Source organism: Clostridium sp. LY3-2 (genome assembly GCF_024705715.1).
Lineage (GTDB): Bacteria > Bacillota > Clostridia > Clostridiales > Clostridiaceae > Clostridium.
In genome coordinates this window covers 18,432-38,153 of sequence record NZ_JAMDLQ010000015.1, presented here as the reverse complement: position 1 = coordinate 38,153, position 19,722 = coordinate 18,432, and the positions used below count along the sequence as shown (strand labels likewise).

Sequence of the window (19,722 nt, the reverse complement as noted above, 5' to 3'; positions counted from 1 at the left end):
AAAAACATAACACACCCCCCAGGGGAGGGGGGTAAGGAGGATGTAAGATGAACGAAGATAAAAAGAAAGCAGTGCAAGCTTTAAAAACTTGCAGAGGACAAATAGATGGAATTATTAAAATGCTTGAGGAAGGAAGATATTGTGTTGATGTATCAAATCAAATAATAGCAGCACAAGGATTGCTTAAAAAAGCTAACAAACACGTCTTAACTCAGCATATGCATAGCTGCGTAAGAGAGGCTTTAGACTCAGGAGAGAAGGATGCTAAGGTAGAAGAAGTTATTACAATTTTAAATAAACTTATAGAAAAGTAGAACTTCAAATACTAAAGGAGGAGGTAAAGATGAAGAGAAAATTTAATATAGAAAATATGACTTGTGCTTCTTGTGCAAGTAGGATAGAAAAAGTTGTATCTAATATGGATGGTGTAGAAAGAGCTATCGTAAATTTAGCTACAGAAAAAATGGTAGTTGAATTTAATGAAAATGCTATTTCACCTAAAGATATAATAGCAAAAGTAAAACAAATCGGTTATGGTGCAAGTCTTATAGATGATAAAGATATTAAGACTGAAAGCTTTGAAGTTACTGGAATGACTTGTGCGTCTTGTCAAGCTAGAGTAGAAAAAGTTTTGAATAAAATACAAGGTGTAGACAGTGCAGTAGTAAATTTAGCTACAGAAAAAGCAACTATAACTTATGATGAAAATCTAGTAAAAGCTAAAGAGTTAGAAGATAAAGTTAAAGGTATAGGATTTGGTCTTAAAGAAATAAGAGAAGAGAATGATGGTTTCGTTAAAATAAACTTTAAAATAAAAGGAATGACTTGTGCTTCTTGTCAGGCAAGAATAGAAAAAGTAGTAAGTAAGATGCAAGGCGTAAAAGATGTAGTAGTAAATTTAGCTACAGAGGAAATGTCTTTAAAATATAATTCTAGAGATGTATCAATTAAAGATATAGAAGATAAAGTAAAAGGAATAGGATTTTCAGCAGAAGAAATTAAGTATAAAGACAAAAATGAAGATGCAAACAGAGTTAAAGAGAAAGTTAAATCTACAAAAACTAGAATGATCTGGTCATTTATATTTGCAATTCCTTTAATCTGCATTTCTATGGGACCTATGATAGGGATAAATGTACCAAATATTATAAGTCCAGATACGAATCCTTTTAATTATGCATTTATACAACTTATATTAGCAACAGCCGTAATAATAGTTGGAAGAGAGTTTTTTATACACGGATTTAAGAATTTATTTAATTTAAGTCCTAATATGGATAGTTTAGTTGCACTTGGAAGTACAGCAGCTTGGATTTATGGTATATATGCACTTATAAAGATCGGTGAAGGCGAAGTTCATTTTGCACACCATTTATACTTTGAAGCAGCAGGTATGATTGTTGCGTTTATAAGTCTTGGTAAATATCTTGAAGCTATAACTAAAGGTAAAACTTCAGATGCTATGGGTAAACTTATGAACCTTGCGCCAAAGACTGCGACAGTTATTATAGATGGAAAAGAAAAAGTTATTAATGTAGATGATGTTAGAGTATCAGATATAATTTTAGTTAAACCTGGTGAAAAGCTACCTGTAGATGGGGTTATTGTAGAAGGTAACACTACAGTTGATGAATCTATGCTTACAGGTGAAAGTATGCCAGTAACAAAAACAGTAGGAAACACTGTAGTTGGGGCAAGTATAAATAAACATGGAATGTTTAAATACAAAGCAACTAAGGTTGGAAAAGATACAGTTCTTTCTCAAATAATACATTTAGTTGAAGATGCACAAGGAACTAAAGCACCTATAGCAAAACTTGCAGATGTTATCTCAGGATATTTTGTACCTGTAGTAATTGGTATAGCAATTATATCAGCACTTTCTTGGTACTTTATAGGACATAAAGATTTAGAGTTCTCTTTAAATATACTAATATCAGTTTTAGTAATAGCATGTCCTTGCGCTTTAGGTCTTGCAACTCCTACAGCTATAATGGTAAGTACAGGTAAGGGAGCTGAAAATGGAGTATTAATAAAAAGTGGTGCTTCACTTGAAGAGGCACATAAAATTAATACTGTAGTATTTGATAAAACAGGAACTATAACAGAAGGTAAACCAAAAGTTACAGATATAATAACAAATGGAATTACAGAAGATGAAATATTAAGGCTTGTAGGAGCTTCTGAAAAGGGATCTGAACACCCATTAGGTGAAGCTATAGTAAAAGAAGCAACAGAAATAAGAAAAATTATCTTACCAAACATTGAAAAGTTTGATTCAATACCTGGAGAAGGAATAGTAACAATAATCGAAGGTAAAAGTGTTATTGTTGGAAATAAAAAAATAATGGAAAGATACAAAGTATCTATAAAAGATTTAGAAGATTCGGCGCATAGTTTAGCTATACTTGGAAAAACTCCTATGTATGCAGCTGTAGATAATAAATTAGCTGGGATTATAGCTGTATCAGATCCAGTTAAGAAAAATAGTAAAAAGGCTATAAAAGCTCTTCATGATATGGGGATAGAAGTGGTTATGCTTACAGGTGATAACGAAAAAACAGCAAAGGCTATAGCTAAAACTGTAGGTATAGATAGAGTTGTATCAGATGTATTACCAGAAGGTAAGGCAAATGTTATAAAAGAAATCCAAAACGAAGGGAAAAAAGTAGCTATGGTTGGTGATGGAATAAACGATGCACCGGCACTTGCAACAGCAGAAATCGGTATAGCTATAGGTTCAGGAACTGATGTTGCTATAGAATCTGCTGATATAGTTTTAATGAGAAGTGATATTTTAGATGTTGTTTCTGCAATTCAACTAAGTAGAGCTACTATTAGAAATATAAAAGAAAATTTAGGATGGGCATTTGGATATAATGTTTTAGGAATTCCAGTTGCTATGGGAATATTATATATCTTTGGAGGTCCTTTATTAAATCCTATGATTGGTGCTTTTGCTATGAGTTTAAGTTCAGTTTCAGTTTTATTAAATGCACTTAGATTAAAAAGATTTAAACCAAAATTTTAAATAAAATACTTTAAAAAAAGGAGTGGATTTTTATGTCAAAAATGATAGTAAATATTGAAGGTATGAGTTGTATGCACTGCGTAAAAGGTGTAGAGAATGCTTTAGAAAATTTAAAAGGCGTTAAAAGTTATAGCGTAGAAGTTGGCAAGGCAGAAGTTACAGGAGATGCATCAAAAGAAGAAGTAAAAGATGCAATTGAAGATATTGGCTTCGATGTTTTAAATATAATAGAGGAATAGAAAAAAAGATGCTGCAATTGTTGCAGCATCTTTTTTAAAAATAACTTTAGCTAAATATTTAGTTTTTATCTTTTCCTTGAATTTCAGGAACTGGAATTTCCTTATTTTTCTTAGGAGGTACAAAACGGTTACTTTCCCAAGAGCTTCTTTGATCTTTTTTAGCCATAAAATCACCTCTGTAATACAAGTCTACAGATAAAGCTTTTGCATTTTAAATAAAGTTTATTCCTTTTCTAAGTCTTTTATATAATCATAAAATGCGATTTCTAAATCTAGGGAAGTATCTATTGAATTTGGAGGTGAGGATTTTAATGAATCCTCAACAGTTTTTATATATTTAAACAATTCATTTTGAAGTTTATTAAATTCTTTAATATTTGATTTAACCTCGGTTATTTCATTTTTATGGTATGAATTATAGGACTTATCTAATAGTTCTTGAAGAAGGTGAAGTTTTTCTGTTATAAATTTTTTGTGGGTCTTTGAAACTGAACTTAAATCTCTATAAAAGTCTATTTGTCTATCTATAATCAGCCAATTTTTAAAAGCTTTTTTAGCTAAAAGTGTATTATTTTTATTAAAGGCTAAATCAATCTTAATTCTTGAATTTTTATATTTTTCAATAGTCTCTACTATATTCGTATCTATTTTATCTATTTTTGAAAAAATAAAAGAAGCTTTTAATGAGATTTCATCTAATTCATCACTTAGATTAGATAATTCTAAAAAATATTTCTTAGATCCACTTTTAAGTAAGGAGTCTAATATCTTCAAATGTTATAACCTCCACGTCTTGATTTTATATTTATAATATATGAATAAAGACAGTAAAGGTTTATACAAATAAAAGGATTATTGTAATAATCTATATAATGCCTTGTATAAATAAACATATTAGATTAAAATTAATATTGTGATTAAAACGATTTAAGGAGTGATATTAAATGACAAATGAAAACTCAATGAGTCAATTATTAGATGCTTATGATGTGAAAACAATAAGCAGGGGCGATGTTATAGAAGGTACTGTAATAGATGTCAATGAAAAAGAAGTTAAAGTTAATATAAATTATGCTTTTGATGGAGTTATAACTAGAGGAGAATTAACTAAAGATGAAGTAAACCCTCTAGATGTAGTTAAAGAAGGAGATAAGATAAATGTATTAGTTTTATCACCTAACGACGGAGAAGGTTATGTATTACTTTCAAGAAGAAGAGTTGTTGAAAAAGAAGAGAGAGCTAAATTTAATGAAGAATTAAAAAAGGATAAAGAAAAAGTATCTGAAGCTTTCAAAAATGGAACTAACTTAACTGTAGAAGTTAAAGATGAAATTAAAGGTGGAGTTGCTGCTTACTTTGGAAAAGTAAGAGTATTTATCCCAGGTTCTTTACTAAGTAGAGAAAAAGTTAAGTTTAAAGACTTTGTAGGAAAAGACTTAGAAGTTAGAATAACTGAATTAGATTTCAAAAATAATAAAATCGTAGGTTCAAGAAAAGCTATAGAAGAAGAAATATTCCAAAAAGAACAAGAAGAAATCTGGAATTCATTAGTAGAAGGTGAAAAAAGAAAAGGTGTAGTTAAAAACACTACTAAATTTGGAGCTTTCGTAGATATCGGTGGAGTTCAAGGGTTAGTTCACATAAACGATTTAGCTTGGGAAAGAGTTAAGAGAGTTGAAGATATCGTTAAGACTGGAGATGAAGTTGAAGTTTTAGTAGCTTCAGTTGATAGAGATGCAAACAGAATTTCATTAGTTTTAAAAGAAAAATCAAATGAGCCTTGGACATTACACGGTGATTCAATTAAATCAGGTGATGTTTTAGATGGTAAAGTTGTAAAACTTAAAGCGTTTGGAGCTTTTGTTGAAGTTTTCCCTGGAATTCAAGGATTAGTTCACTTATCAGAAATAACTGATGAAAACATTGCAAAACCAGAAGAGGTTTTAAATGTAGGACAAAAAGTTAAAGTTAAAGTTTTAGATATAAATAAAGAAGATAGAAAATTATCACTTAGCATAAAAGAAGCTACAGAAAAGAGCAAAGAATACCAAGAGTTCTTAAATAACGAAGATGATGTTACTTTAGGAGAAGTATTTGGAAATCTAAAAGATATGTTTAAGTAATAAAAACAAAAAAGGATGTTTTACTATAAGTAGTAAAGCATCCTTTTTAAATATAGAGGGGGCAAAATTATGGATTTTGATAAAGTAGCTAAAGTTTGGGATACAGATTATAGAGAAAAAAGAGGAAGTATAGTAGCGTCTGAGATATCTAAGTTTTTAGATTCTAAAAAGGATAAAGTCGCATTAGAGATAGGGTGCGGAACTGGACTTGTTTCATTAAACTTAAGTGATAGTTTTAAAGAATTAGATTTGATTGATAATTCAAAAGAAATGATAGAGGTTTTAAGAGAAAAGATAAACTCAAAAGGAATAAAAAACATAAATCCTATAAATTGTAGCATAGAAGATTTAAAAGATTTTAAAAAATATGATTTTATATTTTCATCATTAGTTTTGCATCATATAGATGATATTAAATTAATGTTTTTGAAGATAAAAAATCTTTTAAATATAAATGGCAAGGTTTGTATAGTCGATTTTGTAAATGATAATGGGGAATTTCACGCAGATGAAAAAGAGTTTAAAGGACACGATGGATTTAATGTTAAGTCTTTAAAAGAAATAATTAAAGACTCAGGATTTAAAAATATAGAAAGTTATGATTTTTATAATGGAATAAAAACAAACAGTCTAGGAAAAGTTAAATACACTTTATTTATTATATCATTTGAAATTTAATTATCTACTTACTAATAATGTATAAAAGCTTAAATTAAACTAATAATAAGGTTATGAAAATAAATTATTAATAAATTTAAAGGAGATGACCTTATGAAATTTAGTAAGATTATTAGCATAAGTTTATTAGCATTAGTTATAAGTATTCCTGTAGTTTCAAATGCAAAAGAATTAAAATCAAAAACAGGTGCTGTATCACATAGTGGGGTATATGTTAGCGGCTGCGGTTCTTATACTTCAGCTTGTACTATAGTAGATACACAAGACCCTAAAGTTCAAAATGAATCTGCAAGAGTTCTTATTACATATCCTTTTGATTCTTGTGCAGCATGCAATACTGGTAAAAATTACTCTGTAGCTTATTATCAAGGTGGAGCTAATTTAAGCTATGAAGGTGAAGCTGTAGCTTCAGACTTTAAAGGAATAGTAGGAGAAAGATTAAGAGTTTACTAAAAACATAAAAATAAGGCTATAGCTTTTGCTATAGCCTTTGTTTTTTATTAAATTCTTTCTATTTTAAGCATGTTAGTTCCGCCTACGTGTGTAGTTGGCATACCAGCTGCTACTATTATTTCATCACCTTTATTTACAAATGGGAATTTGCTGGCTATTTTTTTAGCTTCTGATAAAATTTCATCAGTCGAATTAAACATATCACATTTTGCAGGGAATACTCCAAAGTTTAAAGCAAGACCTCTCATAACTTCCTCGTATGGAGTTATTGCAATTATTGGTGCTTTAGGTCTGTATTTTGAAATAAGTCTTGCTGTTGCACCACTTTTAGTTGCAGCTACTATAGCTTCAGCACCTACTATTGCAGAAGTTCTGCAAGTTGAGTAGCTAATTGCATCTGCATAAGCCATAGAACCTGGTTCTATGTGGCTATTTTTTAAATGAGTGTAATCTAAGTTAGCTTCTGTTTCTTTAGCTATCTTTGCCATAGTTTTTGCAGCTTCTATAGGGAAGTTACCTGATGCACTTTCTCCAGATAACATTATTCCATCAGTTCCATCAAAAATTGCATTACAGATATCACAAGCTTCTGCACGAGTTGGAAGTGGGTTTCTTATCATAGAATCTAACATTTGAGTTGCTGTTATTACTATTTTACCTTTTGCATTACATTTTCTTATTATATTTTTTTGAATTATAGGAACTTGCTCTATAGGAATTTCAACTCCCATATCTCCTCTAGCTACCATAACTCCATCAGTTACATCTATTATTTCATCTATATTATTTACACCTTCGTGGTTTTCGATTTTAGCTATTATTTTAATATGTTCTCCACCATTATCTTTAAGAATATTTCTTACATCTAATATGTCTGATGCTTTTCTTATAAATGATGCAGCTATAAAATCTACGCCGTTTTGGCACCCGAAGATTATATCTTCTTTATCTTTTTCAGTTATTGAAGGAAGGTTTATAGAAACGTTTGGAACGTTAACTCCCTTGTGGTTTTTAATAGTACCTGAAACTAAAGCTTTGCAGTTTATAGTTTTTCCGCTAACGTTTAAAATTTCAAAAGATAATAAACCATCATCAACTAATATAGTTCCTTTTGGTTTAACGTCTTTATATAAATCGTTATAAGTTATTGAACATCTATTATTATCTCCTAAAATCTCTTCACCGCACACAAAAGCAAAGTTTTGTCCTTCAGTTAAGTCAACTCCATCATTTATGAAGTTGTGAGTTCTGATTTTAGGTCCTTTTATATCAAGAACTATTGCAGTTGAAGTTTTTTCTTCTTCTCTTAATTTTTTTATAAGGTCAATTTTTTCTTTGTGAGATTCGTGTGTACCGTGTGAAAAGTTTAGTCTTGCAGCACTCATCCCAATTTTAATAAATTCTCTTAAGACATCAGCATTGTCACTCGCAGGTCCAATGGTAAATATCATTTTTGTTTTTTGCATAATATCACCTCTCTAAAATTTTTTAATATATCACTCTTGTTTATTATGTGCAAATTATTCTTAAACTAAAGTTAAAATTTAATAACAATTTCATATAAGTTATAAGAATGTGATATACTAAAAATAATTACATTATAATTTTAACACAACTTAGAGGGAAGGATGATATAAAATGGAAATTTTAACAGAATTACAACCTTCTTTAGTATTTAAATACTTTGAAGAGATTAGCAAAATTCCAAGAGGATCAGGAGACGAAAAAAGAATTAGTGATTACTTAGTTTCTTTTGGTAAATCATTAGGATTAGAAACTTACCAAGATGAGGCTTTAAACGTAATTATTAAAAAGCCAGCAAGTAAGGGGTATGAAAATGCACCTACAGTTATAATCCAAGGTCATATGGATATGGTTTGTGAAAAGAATAAAGGAACAGAACACGATTTTACAAAAGATCCTTTAAAGCTTAGAATCGATGGAGACTTTGTTTACGCAACAGGAACTACTTTAGGAGCAGATAATGGAATTGCTATGGCTTATGGAATGGCAATTTTAGCTGATGATAATATAATGCATCCTGCACTAGAGTTATTATTAACAACTGATGAAGAAACAGGAATGAAAGGCGCTATGACATTAACTCGTGAACACGTTAATGGAGAAGTTCTTTTAAATCTTGACTCAGAAGTTGAAGGAGAACTTTTAGTAAGCTGTGCTGGAGGGGAAAGAATCCAAACTACTATTAACGTAGAAAAAGAAGCTAAAAAAGATTCAGACGCTTCATTAGAAGTAAAAATAAGAGGACTTAAAGGTGGTCACTCAGGTATGGAAATCCACAAAGGTCGTGGAAATTCAAACAAATTAATGGGTAGACTATTAAAAGCATTAAAAGATAAATTCGAAATTAAATTAGTTCATTTAGAGGGTGGGTCTAAAAATAACGCTATCCCTAGAGAAGCTGATGTAATATTTACAGTTAAAAAAGAAGATTTAGAAAATGTAAAAGCTTTAATTAAAGAATTCGAAGGAATATTTAAGCACGAACTTAAAGTTTCAGATCCTTCTGTTACTTTAGAAGTTACTGAAGCTAAAAATGTTACAGAAAACTTTACATTAAAAGCTACATCTGAAGTTATAGATGTGTTATACTTATATCCTAACGGAATAAATAGTATGAGTATGTCAATGGATGGATTAGTTGAAAGTTCAACTAACCTTGGAGTAGTTACAACTACAGAAGATAGTGTAGTATTTGATAGTGCTGTTAGAAGTTCAGTTAAAAGCTTAAAAGATGAAATAACAAACAGAGCTAGAGCACTTACTGAGTTAGTTTCTGGAGAGTTTATAGTTACTTCAAGCTACCCAGAGTGGGAGTACGATAGTGATTCAAAAATCAGAGGGCTTTGCGTAGATGTTTACGAAAAGATGAATGGTAAAAAACCAGAAATCGTAGCAATTCATGCAGGAGTAGAATGTGGATTATTCAACGAAAGACTTGGAAACTTAGATATGATAAGTTTTGGACCAAATCTTTACGATGTTCACACTCCAAACGAACATATGAGTATAAAATCAGTTCAAAATGTTTGGGAATACTTATTAGAAGTATTAAAAAACATTAAATAATTTGCTTGTAAAAAAATTATATATATAATCTAAACTTTTAGATATATAATATTTAGAAGTTTAAAGAGCTTTCTTAAAGGGAATTAGCCACCTTTTTGAAGGCTCTTTTTCATTTTAATTTAACCTTCTTAAGAATAATTAACTTAGAAAGCTAATATATATAAATTATAATATGTTAATTTTAAGGGGGTCTATAAAATGAGATACACAAGATATAACTATAGAAGAAATAAAAATAGAAATAATAATAAAGGGAGTTTTGGCTTCTTATTTTTAGGTGCACTTTGTATAATCCTTGCAGTAGTAGTTGGTACACTTCTTAGACCATTAATTTTTGGAGATGCGTATACAAATAGTGATAAAGGACAAAACACTGGAATAACTGAAAATGGGGATAAAAAGGATGATAAGAAAGATACAAATGGAACTATAAGTGATGGAAAAGATAATGAAGCAGATAAATCTAAAACTTTATATATGATTCAATGCGGTTTATATAGTAAAAAAGAAGGAGCTGAATCTGTATTAAATAAAATACCTGAGAGCTTTAATAAATTTATAACTAAAGAAAACGATAAGTTTAGAGTAATTGCAGGTATATATGATGAAGAAACTTCAAAATCTAAATGTGAAGAATTAAAAAATAAGGATATAGAAAATGTTAGGATAAAAAGTGAGTTTAAAGAAAGTGATAAAAATGAAGTGGCAATTTTTACAATTGTTAAAGGATTCTCTGATATTTTAAATAAATTAGAAGAAAAAGATGTAAAAAGTATAAATATAGAAGAATTTAAAAAATTCACAAAAGAAATAGAGGGAGAAAACGACAATAAGGATATTTTAGAAATAAAAGAATATATTAATAAATTACCAAAGGATTTGGATAAAAAGGAAGCGTCTAAATCATTAGATTATATATATAAAATATTAATAAAACATAGAGTATAGCTTATTTCTTAAAAAAAAATTAAATATTGTGTGAAGGCTTAAAGATACTTGTTATAGCTGTGATAAAGTGATAAAATGTAGAAGGTGTAGTTAGCATTGTTTAAATATGTTATACTACACCTTAAATTGTGCAATAAATTACTAAAAAAAAGACATAAATTAATCGAATTTTGGTAATAATATGATAAAAGTGTTAATCAGAGAAGAGGTAAATTAAGTGAAGATAGTACTTGCATCTGGATCAGAAAGACGACAAGAATTACTTAAAAGAATAGTTGAAGATTTTATTATAAAGGTTAGCGACTTTGATGAAGCTTCTATTATCTATAAAGGTGACCCTAAAGAATATGTAGAGGAACTTTCAAAAGGTAAGGGAGAAGCTGTATCTAAAGAAGTCAGTCCTGATAGTATTATAATTTCAGCAGACACAATAGTCGTTTACGAAAAAGAAATACTATTAAAACCTAAAGATTCTGAAGACGCATTTAAAATGCTGAAAATGCTTAGTGGTAAAACTCACAAAGTTTACACAGGAGTAACAGTTTTAAATAATCGCACTTTAAAAAGTATCACTAAAAGTTTTATTACTGAAGTAAAATTTTCAAAGCTCGATGAAAGTGACATTATAAAGTACATAGAATCTAAGGATCCCTTAGATAAAGCCGGAGCTTACGGAATTCAAGGAAATGCAGCAGTATTTGTTGAAGGAATAAGCGGTTGTTACTATAACGTAGTAGGCTTACCTTTAAATGGACTTAGCAAAATGTTAAAAGAGATATTAAAATAGGGGATGGGCATAATAATTCTTAAGGAGAGTTTAGATGAATAATCTTAGAATTAATGATATGCCTAAAAACGAAAGACCTGTAGAAAAATTGCTTTTATATGGGGCAGAGACTCTTACAAACCCTGAACTTTTAGCTATAATTTTAAGAACGGGAGTTAAAGGAGAAAATGTCTTAAGTTTAAGTAACAGAATAATATCAGAGCTTGATGGGATTGATGGTATTTTAAATACCTCAATTTACGATGTTATGAAAATTAAAGGTGTTAAAAGCGCTAAAGGATCTCAAATTTTAGCACTTGGAGAACTTTTTAAAAGATTTAGCTACTCTAAAGCTAAAAATAAAGTTTCAAGAGTTAACAGTCCAAAAGATATATTTAATGTATTTAAGGATGAAATGGGAACTTTAAATCAAGAAGTACTTAGACTTGTTTGTCTAAATACTAAAAATGAAATTATAAAGATTAAAGATATTTTTAAAGGAGGATTAAATTCTTCATTAGTATATCCTAGAGAAATCTTTAATGAAGCTATAAAAAATAATTCAGCTTCAATAATTATTTGTCACAACCATCCTTCAGGGGATCCCACTCCTAGCGATGAAGACAAAAAAACAACTATCCGAATTAAAAAGTGTGGAGACATACTTGGAATCGGATTAATCGACCACATAATAATTAGTAAAACAAATTATACTAGTCTTAAAGAACAAGGAATATTATAACTGAAAGGGGAATGAAAAATGGGATTTTTCGGAACTAGCAAAGACATGGGAATAGATTTAGGAACTGCAAATACTTTAGTATTTGTAAAAGGTAAAGGTGTAGTTCTTAGAGAACCATCAGTTGTTGCAATAAATAATACAACTAGAAAACCGTTAGCGGTTGGAACTGAGGCAAAAATGATGATAGGAAGAACTCCTGGAAACATAGTTGCAATCAGACCACTAAGAGATGGAGTTATAGCAGATTTTGATATAGCACACACAATGATAAAATCATTAATCGAAAAAGGTGCAAGTAAGAGCGCATTTAAAGCACCTAGAATAATAGTATGTTATCCATCAGGAGTAACAGAAGTAGAAAAGAGAGCAATAGAGGAAGCTACTAAGCTTGCTGGAGCTAGAGAGGTTGTTCTTATGGAAGAACCAATGGCAGCAGCTATAGGTGCAGGACTTCCAGTTAGTGAACCAACAGGAAGTATGATAGTAGATATCGGTGGAGGTACTACAGAAGTTGCTATTATTTCTCTTGGAGGAATAGTTACTTCAAAATCATTAAGAGTAGCTGGAGATGAATTAGATCAATCAATAATAGCTTACGTTAAAAAAGAATTCAACTTAATGATAGGTGAAAGAACTTCAGAACAAATCAAAGTTGAAATAGGATCAGCATACGATGTTGATGGAGAAAATAAAGTTATGGAAATCAAAGGAAGAGATCTTATAACAGGACTTCCAAAGATAGTAGAAATAACTGAAGAGCAAATAAGAGAAGCTTTAAAAGAACCTGTATATGCAATAATTGAATCAATTAAAACTACATTAGAAAAAACTCCACCAGAACTTGCAGCAGATATCATGGAAAAAGGAATTATGCTTGCAGGTGGCGGTGCAATGCTTAAAGGGCTTGACATTTTAATAAACAAAGAAACTAATATGCCTGTTCACATAGCAGAATCACCACTTGATTGTGTTGTTCTTGGAGCTGGTAAGGCTTTAGAAGATTTTGACAAGATAAGCAAGGACGATAGATTATAATATGAAGCTTCGTAAGAATAAACTGGCAGTTACTGTAATAGTACTGTCAGTTGCATTTTTAGGGATAATTGTTTATTCATTTAAAAGTCCTGATAAAGGTGTAGTAGATAGTGCTGCAGGAACAGCACTTAATCCAGTTCAAAAAGTTGCATATACAATAAATTCAAATTTAAAGAATTTCGTAGATCTTTGTTTAAATTTTGGAACTGTAAAAGAAGAAAATAAGAATCTTACTGCGGAAAATGCTAAGCTTAAAAACGATCTTTTAAAATACTCAAATTTAAAAGAAGAAAACGATAATCTTAGAAAATCATTAAAGTTCCAACAAGAAAATAATAACTACAACTATATAGCTACTAACATAATAGGTTATAGCGGAGGCAATATGCTAGACGGATATGTAGTAGATAAGGGATCAGATTCAGGAATAAAAACTGGAATGGTAGTAATAGCTGCAGATGGATTAGTAGGGCAAGTAACATCTGTTGTAAGTAACTGGTCAATCATAAAAACAATACTTAACGAAAATATAGCTGTTGCTGTTAAAGTAAATGATACTAAAGAAAACACTGGTATCTTAAAAGGCTATAGAAAAGGAACAAACGAAGCTGAAGCAAAAGTTGAAAACTTACCTTTAACATCAGCTGTTAAAGAAGGGGATACTATAATGACATCAGGGCTTGGATTAATTTACCCTAAAAACATTATGGTAGGTAAAGTAAAATCAGTTCAAGATGACAAAGTAAATGTTATGAAAACAGCAGTAGTAGAACCAGCTGTTGATTTTAATAAATTAGAAGATTTATATATAGTAGTTCCTAAAGACACACGTAACTTAAAGTATGATTAAGAGGTGATGAATTTTGAAAAAATTAATTATAGTTTTAATTTCAATCCTTCTTTTAATACTTGATAATTCAGTTATGCCGTTTTTAGCGATTCATTCAGCATTCCCAAGTTTACTATTTACTTTTGCAATATGTTTTTCTTTAGTAAGTTCTAGAGAAGAGGCTGTATTTGTCGGAGTTATTAGTGGACTATTACAAGACATTTATTTTTCTTATGGGTTTGGATTAAATGCTTTAACTAACATGTTAATATGCCTAATAGTAGCACACTTTGGTAGAGGTATCTTTAAAAGAAGACTTATAGTACCTGTATCAGTAGTTTTTGTTACTACAATAGTAAAACATTTAGCTATTTATAGCGGTTTAATGTTATTAGATCACACAGGGTATCTATATAACGTAATATACGTTGCTATATATAATGCAGTAATTGCTGCAATTACTTACAAATTTATATTTAAATTTGCAGATAGTGAAAATGTTAGTGATAAGTGGAGGATAAGATGATAGTAAATAAGCCTAAAAAGAAAAGAAAACCTATGTCTAGATATTCTATCCTTTATGGTGTAATGATTTTAATCTTTTCAGCTATCGCATTTAGACTTGTTTATTTGCAAGTTTATAAAAATGATTATTATACAGATAGAGCAAACGAAACTGCAACTAAATTTATGGCAGAAAAGGCACCAAGAGGTGAAATACTAGATTCAAAAGGAAACGTACTTGCTACAAATAGAGAAATTTACACATTAACATATACTCAAACAAAAGAATCAGAAGCTGTGTTTTATGATACTATGACTAAAGTTATAAATATACTTAAAGATAGCAAAGATGAGCTTCAAGATGATTGTATTTTAAAGTTAGATGATAAGGGGAAGTTTTATTTTGCTTACCAAAACTCATCTCAAGACAATCAGCAATTTGAAAAGATTAGATTCTTAAGAGATAGGGGATTAAATGAGCCTATTGAAAGAGAAATGTATCCTAAAAAAAGTAGCGGTGACTTTACAGAAGACGAAACTGCTAAAGTAAACGCTGAACTTTTAAAAATGACTCCAGAAGATGTATTTTACCAATTAGTTAAAAATTACGACCTTATTGCACTTGTAGATAAAGATTATAATGCAGAAGGTGAAAAAGGAAAAGAAGCTAAGGCAAAATACAAAGATATGTCAGGAAAAGATATAACTAACTTGATTTTACAAAAATATTCTTTAGAAGAATTAAGATCATATATGGTTATTAAAGACGCTATAAAGATACAAAGTATAAAAGGAAGTAAATCAGTAACTATAGCAAACAATATAGACAAAGACACTTCATTTATTGTGTATCAAAAACTTAACGAACTTCCAGGTATAGACGTAGCTATGCAGCCTGTAAGATACTACCCTTACGAAAAGTTAGGGTCAGCAGTACTAGGTTACGTATCACCGATTGATAGTTCTTTAAAAGATAGTTACGAATTAAGAGGATATGATGCTTCTACTGACCTTATAGGTAAATCAGGTATCGAAGCTTCTTTTGAAGATGAACTTAGAGGAGTTAAAGGTGGTAAAACAGTTAAAGTTAACTCTAAAGGTAAGGTTACAGAAGAGTTATTTAAACTTCAATCTTATCCTGGGAATGATGTTCATTTAACTATTAATAAAGACGTTCAATACGCTATGCAAGAATCTTTAAAAGATACTATAAATACCATAAGAGAATCTGGTACAGATAATAAAGGTCAAAGGTATCCAAACTCTACTAGAGGTGGAGCTTTAGCTATAGACGTAAATACTGGGGCTATTTTAGGGATGGCAAGTTATCCAGATTTCGATCCAAACCTTTTTGCAATTCCAGGGCAGCTTACAAAACAAGAAACAGAACAGTATTTCGCACCTGATTTAGAAAAGTTTGGAAAAGATTTAATTAAAAGAACAGGCTTAGAAGGAAAGAAAACAGTAGATGATTTATTCCCGAAAGATCCAAATACAGGATTTAGACAAGATAAATACGACCTTTATCCAAAGCCTTTTTATAACTATGCAACCTTAGGTTTAGTTCCTCCAGGTTCTATATTTAAACCTCTTACTACTATAGCAGGTTTACAAGAAGGCGTAGTTAAGCCTGGTGAAACGATAAATGCTACAGGAATATTTAATATTCACCCTGAAACCTTTGGTAAAGGGTTTGCACCTATCTGTTGGATTTATGAAAATGGGCATGGTTCTCACGGACCTATAGATGCAGAAAGGGCACTAGAAGTTTCTTGTAACTTCTATATGTATGAAACTGCTTATAGACTTTACAAAAAAGAAGGTTCAGATATCAACGCCTTAAACACTATAGCTAAATATGCTTGGAAGTTCGGATTAGGGCACGACCCAAACAGTAAAGGTAATCCTTCAACCGGTATTGAAATAGAAGAAAATACTTTAGGTCAAACTTATAACTTCGATACTATGAAACAAACTATAATAAATTCATTTACTTATGAACTTAACGATATTTTATCTTCAGGTAAATACGGAGAAGGAGCACCTATTTATTTTGTTCCTTTTGATTACGCTTATAACGTAAATGATACAGAAAATATAGAAAATCAAAAAAATCAATTAAAAGAAAAGATTAAAAATAGATTACAAGTTATAGGTACAGGGCAAAAAGAATCTTCTAAAGATGAATTTAGAGCAGAAATAACTCCATTCGTTAAAAATATTATGGAAAACTCTGATGTTTATAAAGAAAACGTAAAAAAATACGAAAAAGATAACAATAAAAAAGTAGATTTTGATGAGCAAGTGAAATTAGTTTCAGACGTTATAGCTCAATTTACTCTTTCTAAAAAAGCAGATATGACAAGTCCAGCTCAATTAGTATATGCTGCAATCGGGCAAGGTATAAACCAATTTACACCGCTTCAACTTGGAACTTATATAGCAACACTTGCAAACGGTGGAACTAGATATAAGCTTCATTTAGTTGACAGTGTGACAGACCCTGAAGGTAACGTTGTTAAAAAGTTTGACCCAGAAGTTTTAGAAAAGTTAAACTTAGACCCTCAAAATGTAGAAACTGTAAAAAAAGGTATGGAAAGAGCTAACCAACAGGACCAAGGTACAGCGTTCTCTACATTTGGTAATTTCCCTATACCTACAGCAGGTAAAACAGGTACAGCCGATTTCTCGAATACTCAAAAAAGTTACGGGAGAGCACCTTTTGCAACTTATGTTTCATTTGCACCAGCTGATAAGCCTCAAATAGCTTTCGTTGGAGTTATCTATGACGGAGGTCACGGGAGCTTTACAGCACCAGTTGCTAAAGCAACCTTTGAAGCTTACTTTAAAGATGAGCTTCTTAAAAATCATAAAGCTTACACTGAATCTTCAGGTTCATTTAAAAAGTACGTAAAAGATGCACCTAAAGATAACTCAGAGGCTAGTATTAAAAAAGAGCAAGAAGATGAAGCGAAGGATAAAAAAGATAAAAAGAAAAAAGAAGACAAAAAAGATGACTTTAATCCAGTTAAAGATCTTATAAATGGTACTAATACTGGTGGAGAAGACTAAAAAATATAGCGAGATTTATCTCGCTATATTTTTTTATTTATTAAATAAAACAAAAATATAAAGTTGATTTTTGTAATATTATAAGAAATTATGTAAGGTTAGGAAGAAAAAGATTTAATAATTGATTAAAATTAATAGAAACATACTAAACATAAGGTTTTAATGGTATAATATTGTGGTAAAAAAATTAAATTTAGAGGATTTTAATAGGTTTTGTAGAATAATAAAAGATGATGGATATTAACTTATCTTAAATAAATTGTGATAGACGATTAATAGAATTGGTGGAGGGACCAATATATGGACAAAAAGATTATAGTAAAAGGAACTAAAAATGGACTAAATGTTGAAATTAATATGAATAAATTCTCAGGATACGATGAGATGCTTTCAGAGTTAATAGAAAAACTTAGTAAAGGTAAATCCTTTTATAAAGGATCAACTATTAAGCTTATATTTGATATAACTAGTATAAGTCAAAGAAGCTTAAAAGAACTACAAGAAGTATTACTTAAATATTTAGAATTTGGTGCAGTTGAATTACCTGAAAATGAAGCTAAAGAAGAAAAGGAAATGAAAATCTTCTCTGGAGTGTATGAAGGTAGAACTAAATTTATAAGAAAAACTGTAAGAGGTGGACAATGTATATCTTACGATGGAAACATTGTTATAATCGGAGATATAAATAGTGGCTCAGAAGTTACAGCAGCAGGTAATATAATTGTTTTAGGTTCAGTTAAAGGAAGTGTAAGCGCTGGTATATCTGGAAACAGCAAAGCAATAATTGCAGCTTTCTCCCTTCAGCCAGAAGTCTTAAAGATAGGTGATAAAATGGCTTTATCTCCAGATTCAGAGAAGCCTATGTATCCAGAAGTTGCGAAAATAAAAAATGGTATGATAATTGTAGAACCGTATTTACCGAATAAATATATTTATTAGTGGAGGGATTTAAAGTAATGGGAGAAGCGATTGTAATTACATCAGGAAAAGGCGGAGTAGGAAAAACTACAACTACAGCAAATATAGGAACAGCACTTGCAGCTTTAGGTAAGAGAGTAGTTGTTGTAGATGGAGATACAGGTCTTAGAAACTTAGATGTTTTAATGGGCCTTGAAAATAGAATAGTTTATACAATAGTAGATGCGATTGAAGGAAGATGTAGACTTAAGCAAGCTTTAATAAAAGATAAGAGATTCCCAAATCTTTGTCTATTACCTACAGCGCAAACTAAAGATAAAGATGATATAAAAGCAAATCAAATGTTAAAATTAGTTAACGATTTAAAAGAAGATTTTGATTATGTTTTAATAGACTCACCAGCTGGAATAGAGCAAGGATTTGAAAATTCAGTAATTGGGGCTGATAGAGCAATAGTTGTTGTAAATCCAGAGATAACATCAGTTAGAGATGCAGATAGAGTTATCGGAAAATTAGATGCTAAAGGGTTAGAAGATCATAAGTTAATAATCAATAGATTAAATCATGCTATGGTTGAAAGAGGAGACATGCTAAGTGCAACTGATATAGTAGAAACTTTATCAGTTAAGTTAATTGGTATAGTTCCAGATGATAAAGCTATCACAGTTTCAACTAATAAGGGTGAACCTATAGTTTTAGAAGAAGGTGCAAAAGCCGGATTAGCATTTAAAAATATAGCTAAGAGAATCGAAGGGGAAGAAGTTCCTTTTATGAGTTTAGAAGATGAGCAAACAGGTCTGTTTGGATCTATAATGAAGCTTTTCAAGCGTAAATAGGAGGCAGTGGTAATGGGATTCTTTAGTAGTTTTGGTGGAGGAAAGCAAAAGCCGAAAGATGTTGCAAAGGACAGATTGAAGTTTATACTTATTCATGATAGAGGAGATATTCCTGAAGAAACTTTAGAAAAAATAAGGGTTGAAATTTTAGAGGTTTTATCTAAATACATAGAGATACAAAAAGATGATGTTGAGATATCAGTTTGCAAAGAGGGGATAGAAGAAGGTGCTAATAGCTCTTCTTTAGTTGCAAACATTCCAATTAGAAATATAAGAGGTCAATAGTTAAAAAAGCTAAAAATTTAAGGGTAACCTTATTTTTTAGCTTTTTTATCTTTTGCGATACTTTTTAATGCATTTATTAAATATTTCTTATTTTTGATTTCCTTTAATAATTTATGTAGAGATTGGAACTATAATAATATATAATAAGTAGTGTTTGATATAATAAAATTAGA

At 30.2% G+C, this 19,722-nt stretch carries 19 protein-coding genes; 17 read left to right on the top strand and 2 right to left on the bottom strand.

All coding sequences use genetic code 11. The features are described 5' to 3' along the window. Positions 1-47 precede the first annotated feature (47 nt). The 3 genes from M4I33_RS04905 to M4I33_RS04895 are packed head-to-tail and all read left to right on the top strand — an operon-like array spanning position 48 to position 3,270. Positions 48-314 carry a metal-sensing transcriptional repressor gene (locus M4I33_RS04905; RefSeq protein ID WP_257915768.1) on the top strand — a complete coding sequence of 89 codons (267 nt, stop codon included), beginning with the start codon at positions 48-50 and terminating at the stop codon, positions 312-314. A gap of 29 nt (positions 315-343) precedes the next feature. Beyond that, positions 344-3,031 carry a heavy metal translocating P-type ATPase gene (locus tag M4I33_RS04900; protein WP_257915767.1) on the top strand — a complete coding sequence of 896 codons (2,688 nt, stop codon included), beginning with the start codon at positions 344-346 and terminating at the stop codon, positions 3,029-3,031. 32 nt (positions 3,032-3,063) lie between these two features. Next, the gene (locus M4I33_RS04895) at positions 3,064-3,270 is read left to right on the top strand and encodes a heavy-metal-associated domain-containing protein (RefSeq protein ID WP_257915766.1); all 207 of its coding nucleotides are present in this window, start codon (positions 3,064-3,066) and stop codon (positions 3,268-3,270) included. Positions 3,271-3,492: 222 nt separating this feature from the next. Here the strand turns inward: M4I33_RS04895 and M4I33_RS04890 are convergent, their stop codons facing one another. Beyond that, on the bottom strand, positions 3,493-4,044 hold the full coding sequence (locus tag M4I33_RS04890; protein WP_257915765.1) for a hypothetical protein: 552 nt from the start codon (positions 4,042-4,044) through the stop codon (positions 3,493-3,495). 170 nt (positions 4,045-4,214) lie between these two features. Here M4I33_RS04890 and rpsA point away from each other — a divergent pair, with 170 nt between their 5' ends. The 3 genes from rpsA to M4I33_RS04875 all read left to right on the top strand — a co-directional run bounded on the left by rpsA (position 4,215) and on the right by M4I33_RS04875 (position 6,524). Beyond that, on the top strand, positions 4,215-5,393 hold the full coding sequence (gene rpsA, locus M4I33_RS04885) for a 30S ribosomal protein S1 (RefSeq protein ID WP_257915762.1): 1,179 nt from the start codon (positions 4,215-4,217) through the stop codon (positions 5,391-5,393). A 69-nt stretch (positions 5,394-5,462) separates the two neighbouring features. Continuing rightward, a complete protein-coding gene (locus M4I33_RS04880) occupies positions 5,463-6,071 on the top strand; it encodes a class I SAM-dependent methyltransferase (RefSeq protein ID WP_257915761.1) in 609 nt (202 codons plus the stop codon). 93 nt (positions 6,072-6,164) lie between these two features. Next, entirely contained in the window at positions 6,165-6,524 is a 360-nt protein-coding gene (locus tag M4I33_RS04875; protein WP_257915760.1) for a hypothetical protein, read from the top strand. 47 nt (positions 6,525-6,571) lie between these two features. Here the strand turns inward: M4I33_RS04875 and pyk are convergent, their stop codons facing one another. Further along, the gene (pyk, locus tag M4I33_RS04870) at positions 6,572-7,990 is read right to left on the bottom strand and encodes a pyruvate kinase (protein WP_257915759.1); all 1,419 of its coding nucleotides are present in this window, start codon (positions 7,988-7,990) and stop codon (positions 6,572-6,574) included. Between the two features lie 172 nt (positions 7,991-8,162). Here pyk and M4I33_RS04865 point away from each other — a divergent pair, with 172 nt between their 5' ends. From M4I33_RS04865 to minE, 11 genes are all read left to right on the top strand, one after another. Next, entirely contained in the window at positions 8,163-9,614 is a 1,452-nt protein-coding gene (locus M4I33_RS04865; protein ID WP_257915758.1) for an aminoacyl-histidine dipeptidase, read from the top strand. Between the two features lie 198 nt (positions 9,615-9,812). After that, on the top strand, positions 9,813-10,562 hold the full coding sequence (locus M4I33_RS04860) for an SPOR domain-containing protein (RefSeq protein WP_257915757.1): 750 nt from the start codon (positions 9,813-9,815) through the stop codon (positions 10,560-10,562). A gap of 217 nt (positions 10,563-10,779) precedes the next feature. Continuing rightward, positions 10,780-11,349, top strand: a complete 570-nt coding sequence (locus M4I33_RS04855; RefSeq protein ID WP_257915756.1) for a Maf-like protein — start codon at positions 10,780-10,782, stop codon at positions 11,347-11,349. 34 nt (positions 11,350-11,383) lie between these two features. Then, the gene (gene radC / locus M4I33_RS04850) at positions 11,384-12,070 is read left to right on the top strand and encodes a DNA repair protein RadC (RefSeq protein ID WP_257915755.1); all 687 of its coding nucleotides are present in this window, start codon (positions 11,384-11,386) and stop codon (positions 12,068-12,070) included. Between the two features lie 18 nt (positions 12,071-12,088). After that, positions 12,089-13,105: a rod shape-determining protein gene (locus M4I33_RS04845; protein ID WP_194189596.1), complete on the top strand. Its 1,017-nt coding sequence runs from the start codon at positions 12,089-12,091 to the stop codon at positions 13,103-13,105. Position 13,106: 1 nt separating this feature from the next. Next, positions 13,107-13,955 (top strand): rod shape-determining protein MreC, encoded by an 849-nt coding sequence (mreC, locus tag M4I33_RS04840; protein WP_257915754.1) that lies wholly within the window; start codon positions 13,107-13,109, stop codon positions 13,953-13,955. 13 nt (positions 13,956-13,968) lie between these two features. Then, entirely contained in the window at positions 13,969-14,460 is a 492-nt protein-coding gene (gene mreD / locus M4I33_RS04835; RefSeq protein ID WP_257915753.1) for a rod shape-determining protein MreD, read from the top strand. Next, positions 14,457-17,510, top strand: a complete 3,054-nt coding sequence (locus tag M4I33_RS04830) for a penicillin-binding protein 2 (protein ID WP_257915752.1) — start codon at positions 14,457-14,459, stop codon at positions 17,508-17,510. Before mreD ends, M4I33_RS04830 begins: the two co-directional genes overlap by 4 nt. Before the next feature lie 300 nt (positions 17,511-17,810). Further along, positions 17,811-18,449: a septum site-determining protein MinC gene (gene minC / locus M4I33_RS04825; RefSeq protein WP_257915751.1), complete on the top strand. Its 639-nt coding sequence runs from the start codon at positions 17,811-17,813 to the stop codon at positions 18,447-18,449. A gap of 17 nt (positions 18,450-18,466) precedes the next feature. Further along, positions 18,467-19,264 carry a septum site-determining protein MinD gene (gene minD, locus M4I33_RS04820; protein ID WP_257915750.1) on the top strand — a complete coding sequence of 266 codons (798 nt, stop codon included), beginning with the start codon at positions 18,467-18,469 and terminating at the stop codon, positions 19,262-19,264. A 12-nt stretch (positions 19,265-19,276) separates the two neighbouring features. Continuing rightward, positions 19,277-19,549 carry a cell division topological specificity factor MinE gene (minE, locus tag M4I33_RS04815; RefSeq protein ID WP_257915749.1) on the top strand — a complete coding sequence of 91 codons (273 nt, stop codon included), beginning with the start codon at positions 19,277-19,279 and terminating at the stop codon, positions 19,547-19,549. The last annotated feature ends 173 nt before the right edge of the window (positions 19,550-19,722 follow it).

Coding starts and splice junctions, on each gene's coding strand:
- M4I33_RS04905 (WP_257915768.1), top strand. CDS start 48: ATGAACGAAGATAAAAAGAAAGCAGTGCAAGCTTTAAAAACTTGCAGA.
- M4I33_RS04900 (WP_257915767.1), top strand. CDS start 344: ATGAAGAGAAAATTTAATATAGAAAATATGACTTGTGCTTCTTGTGCA.
- M4I33_RS04895 (WP_257915766.1), top strand. CDS start 3,064: ATGTCAAAAATGATAGTAAATATTGAAGGTATGAGTTGTATGCACTGC.
- rpsA (WP_257915762.1), top strand. CDS start 4,215: ATGACAAATGAAAACTCAATGAGTCAATTATTAGATGCTTATGATGTG.
- M4I33_RS04880 (WP_257915761.1), top strand. CDS start 5,463: ATGGATTTTGATAAAGTAGCTAAAGTTTGGGATACAGATTATAGAGAA.
- M4I33_RS04875 (WP_257915760.1), top strand. CDS start 6,165: ATGAAATTTAGTAAGATTATTAGCATAAGTTTATTAGCATTAGTTATA.
- pyk (WP_257915759.1), bottom strand. CDS start 7,990: ATGCAAAAAACAAAAATGATATTTACCATTGGACCTGCGAGTGACAAT.
- M4I33_RS04865 (WP_257915758.1), top strand. CDS start 8,163: ATGGAAATTTTAACAGAATTACAACCTTCTTTAGTATTTAAATACTTT.
- M4I33_RS04860 (WP_257915757.1), top strand. CDS start 9,813: ATGAGATACACAAGATATAACTATAGAAGAAATAAAAATAGAAATAAT.
- radC (WP_257915755.1), top strand. CDS start 11,384: ATGAATAATCTTAGAATTAATGATATGCCTAAAAACGAAAGACCTGTA.
- M4I33_RS04845 (WP_194189596.1), top strand. CDS start 12,089: ATGGGATTTTTCGGAACTAGCAAAGACATGGGAATAGATTTAGGAACT.
- mreC (WP_257915754.1), top strand. CDS start 13,107: ATGAAGCTTCGTAAGAATAAACTGGCAGTTACTGTAATAGTACTGTCA.
- M4I33_RS04830 (WP_257915752.1), top strand. CDS start 14,457: ATGATAGTAAATAAGCCTAAAAAGAAAAGAAAACCTATGTCTAGATAT.
- minC (WP_257915751.1), top strand. CDS start 17,811: ATGGACAAAAAGATTATAGTAAAAGGAACTAAAAATGGACTAAATGTT.
- minD (WP_257915750.1), top strand. CDS start 18,467: ATGGGAGAAGCGATTGTAATTACATCAGGAAAAGGCGGAGTAGGAAAA.
- minE (WP_257915749.1), top strand. CDS start 19,277: ATGGGATTCTTTAGTAGTTTTGGTGGAGGAAAGCAAAAGCCGAAAGAT.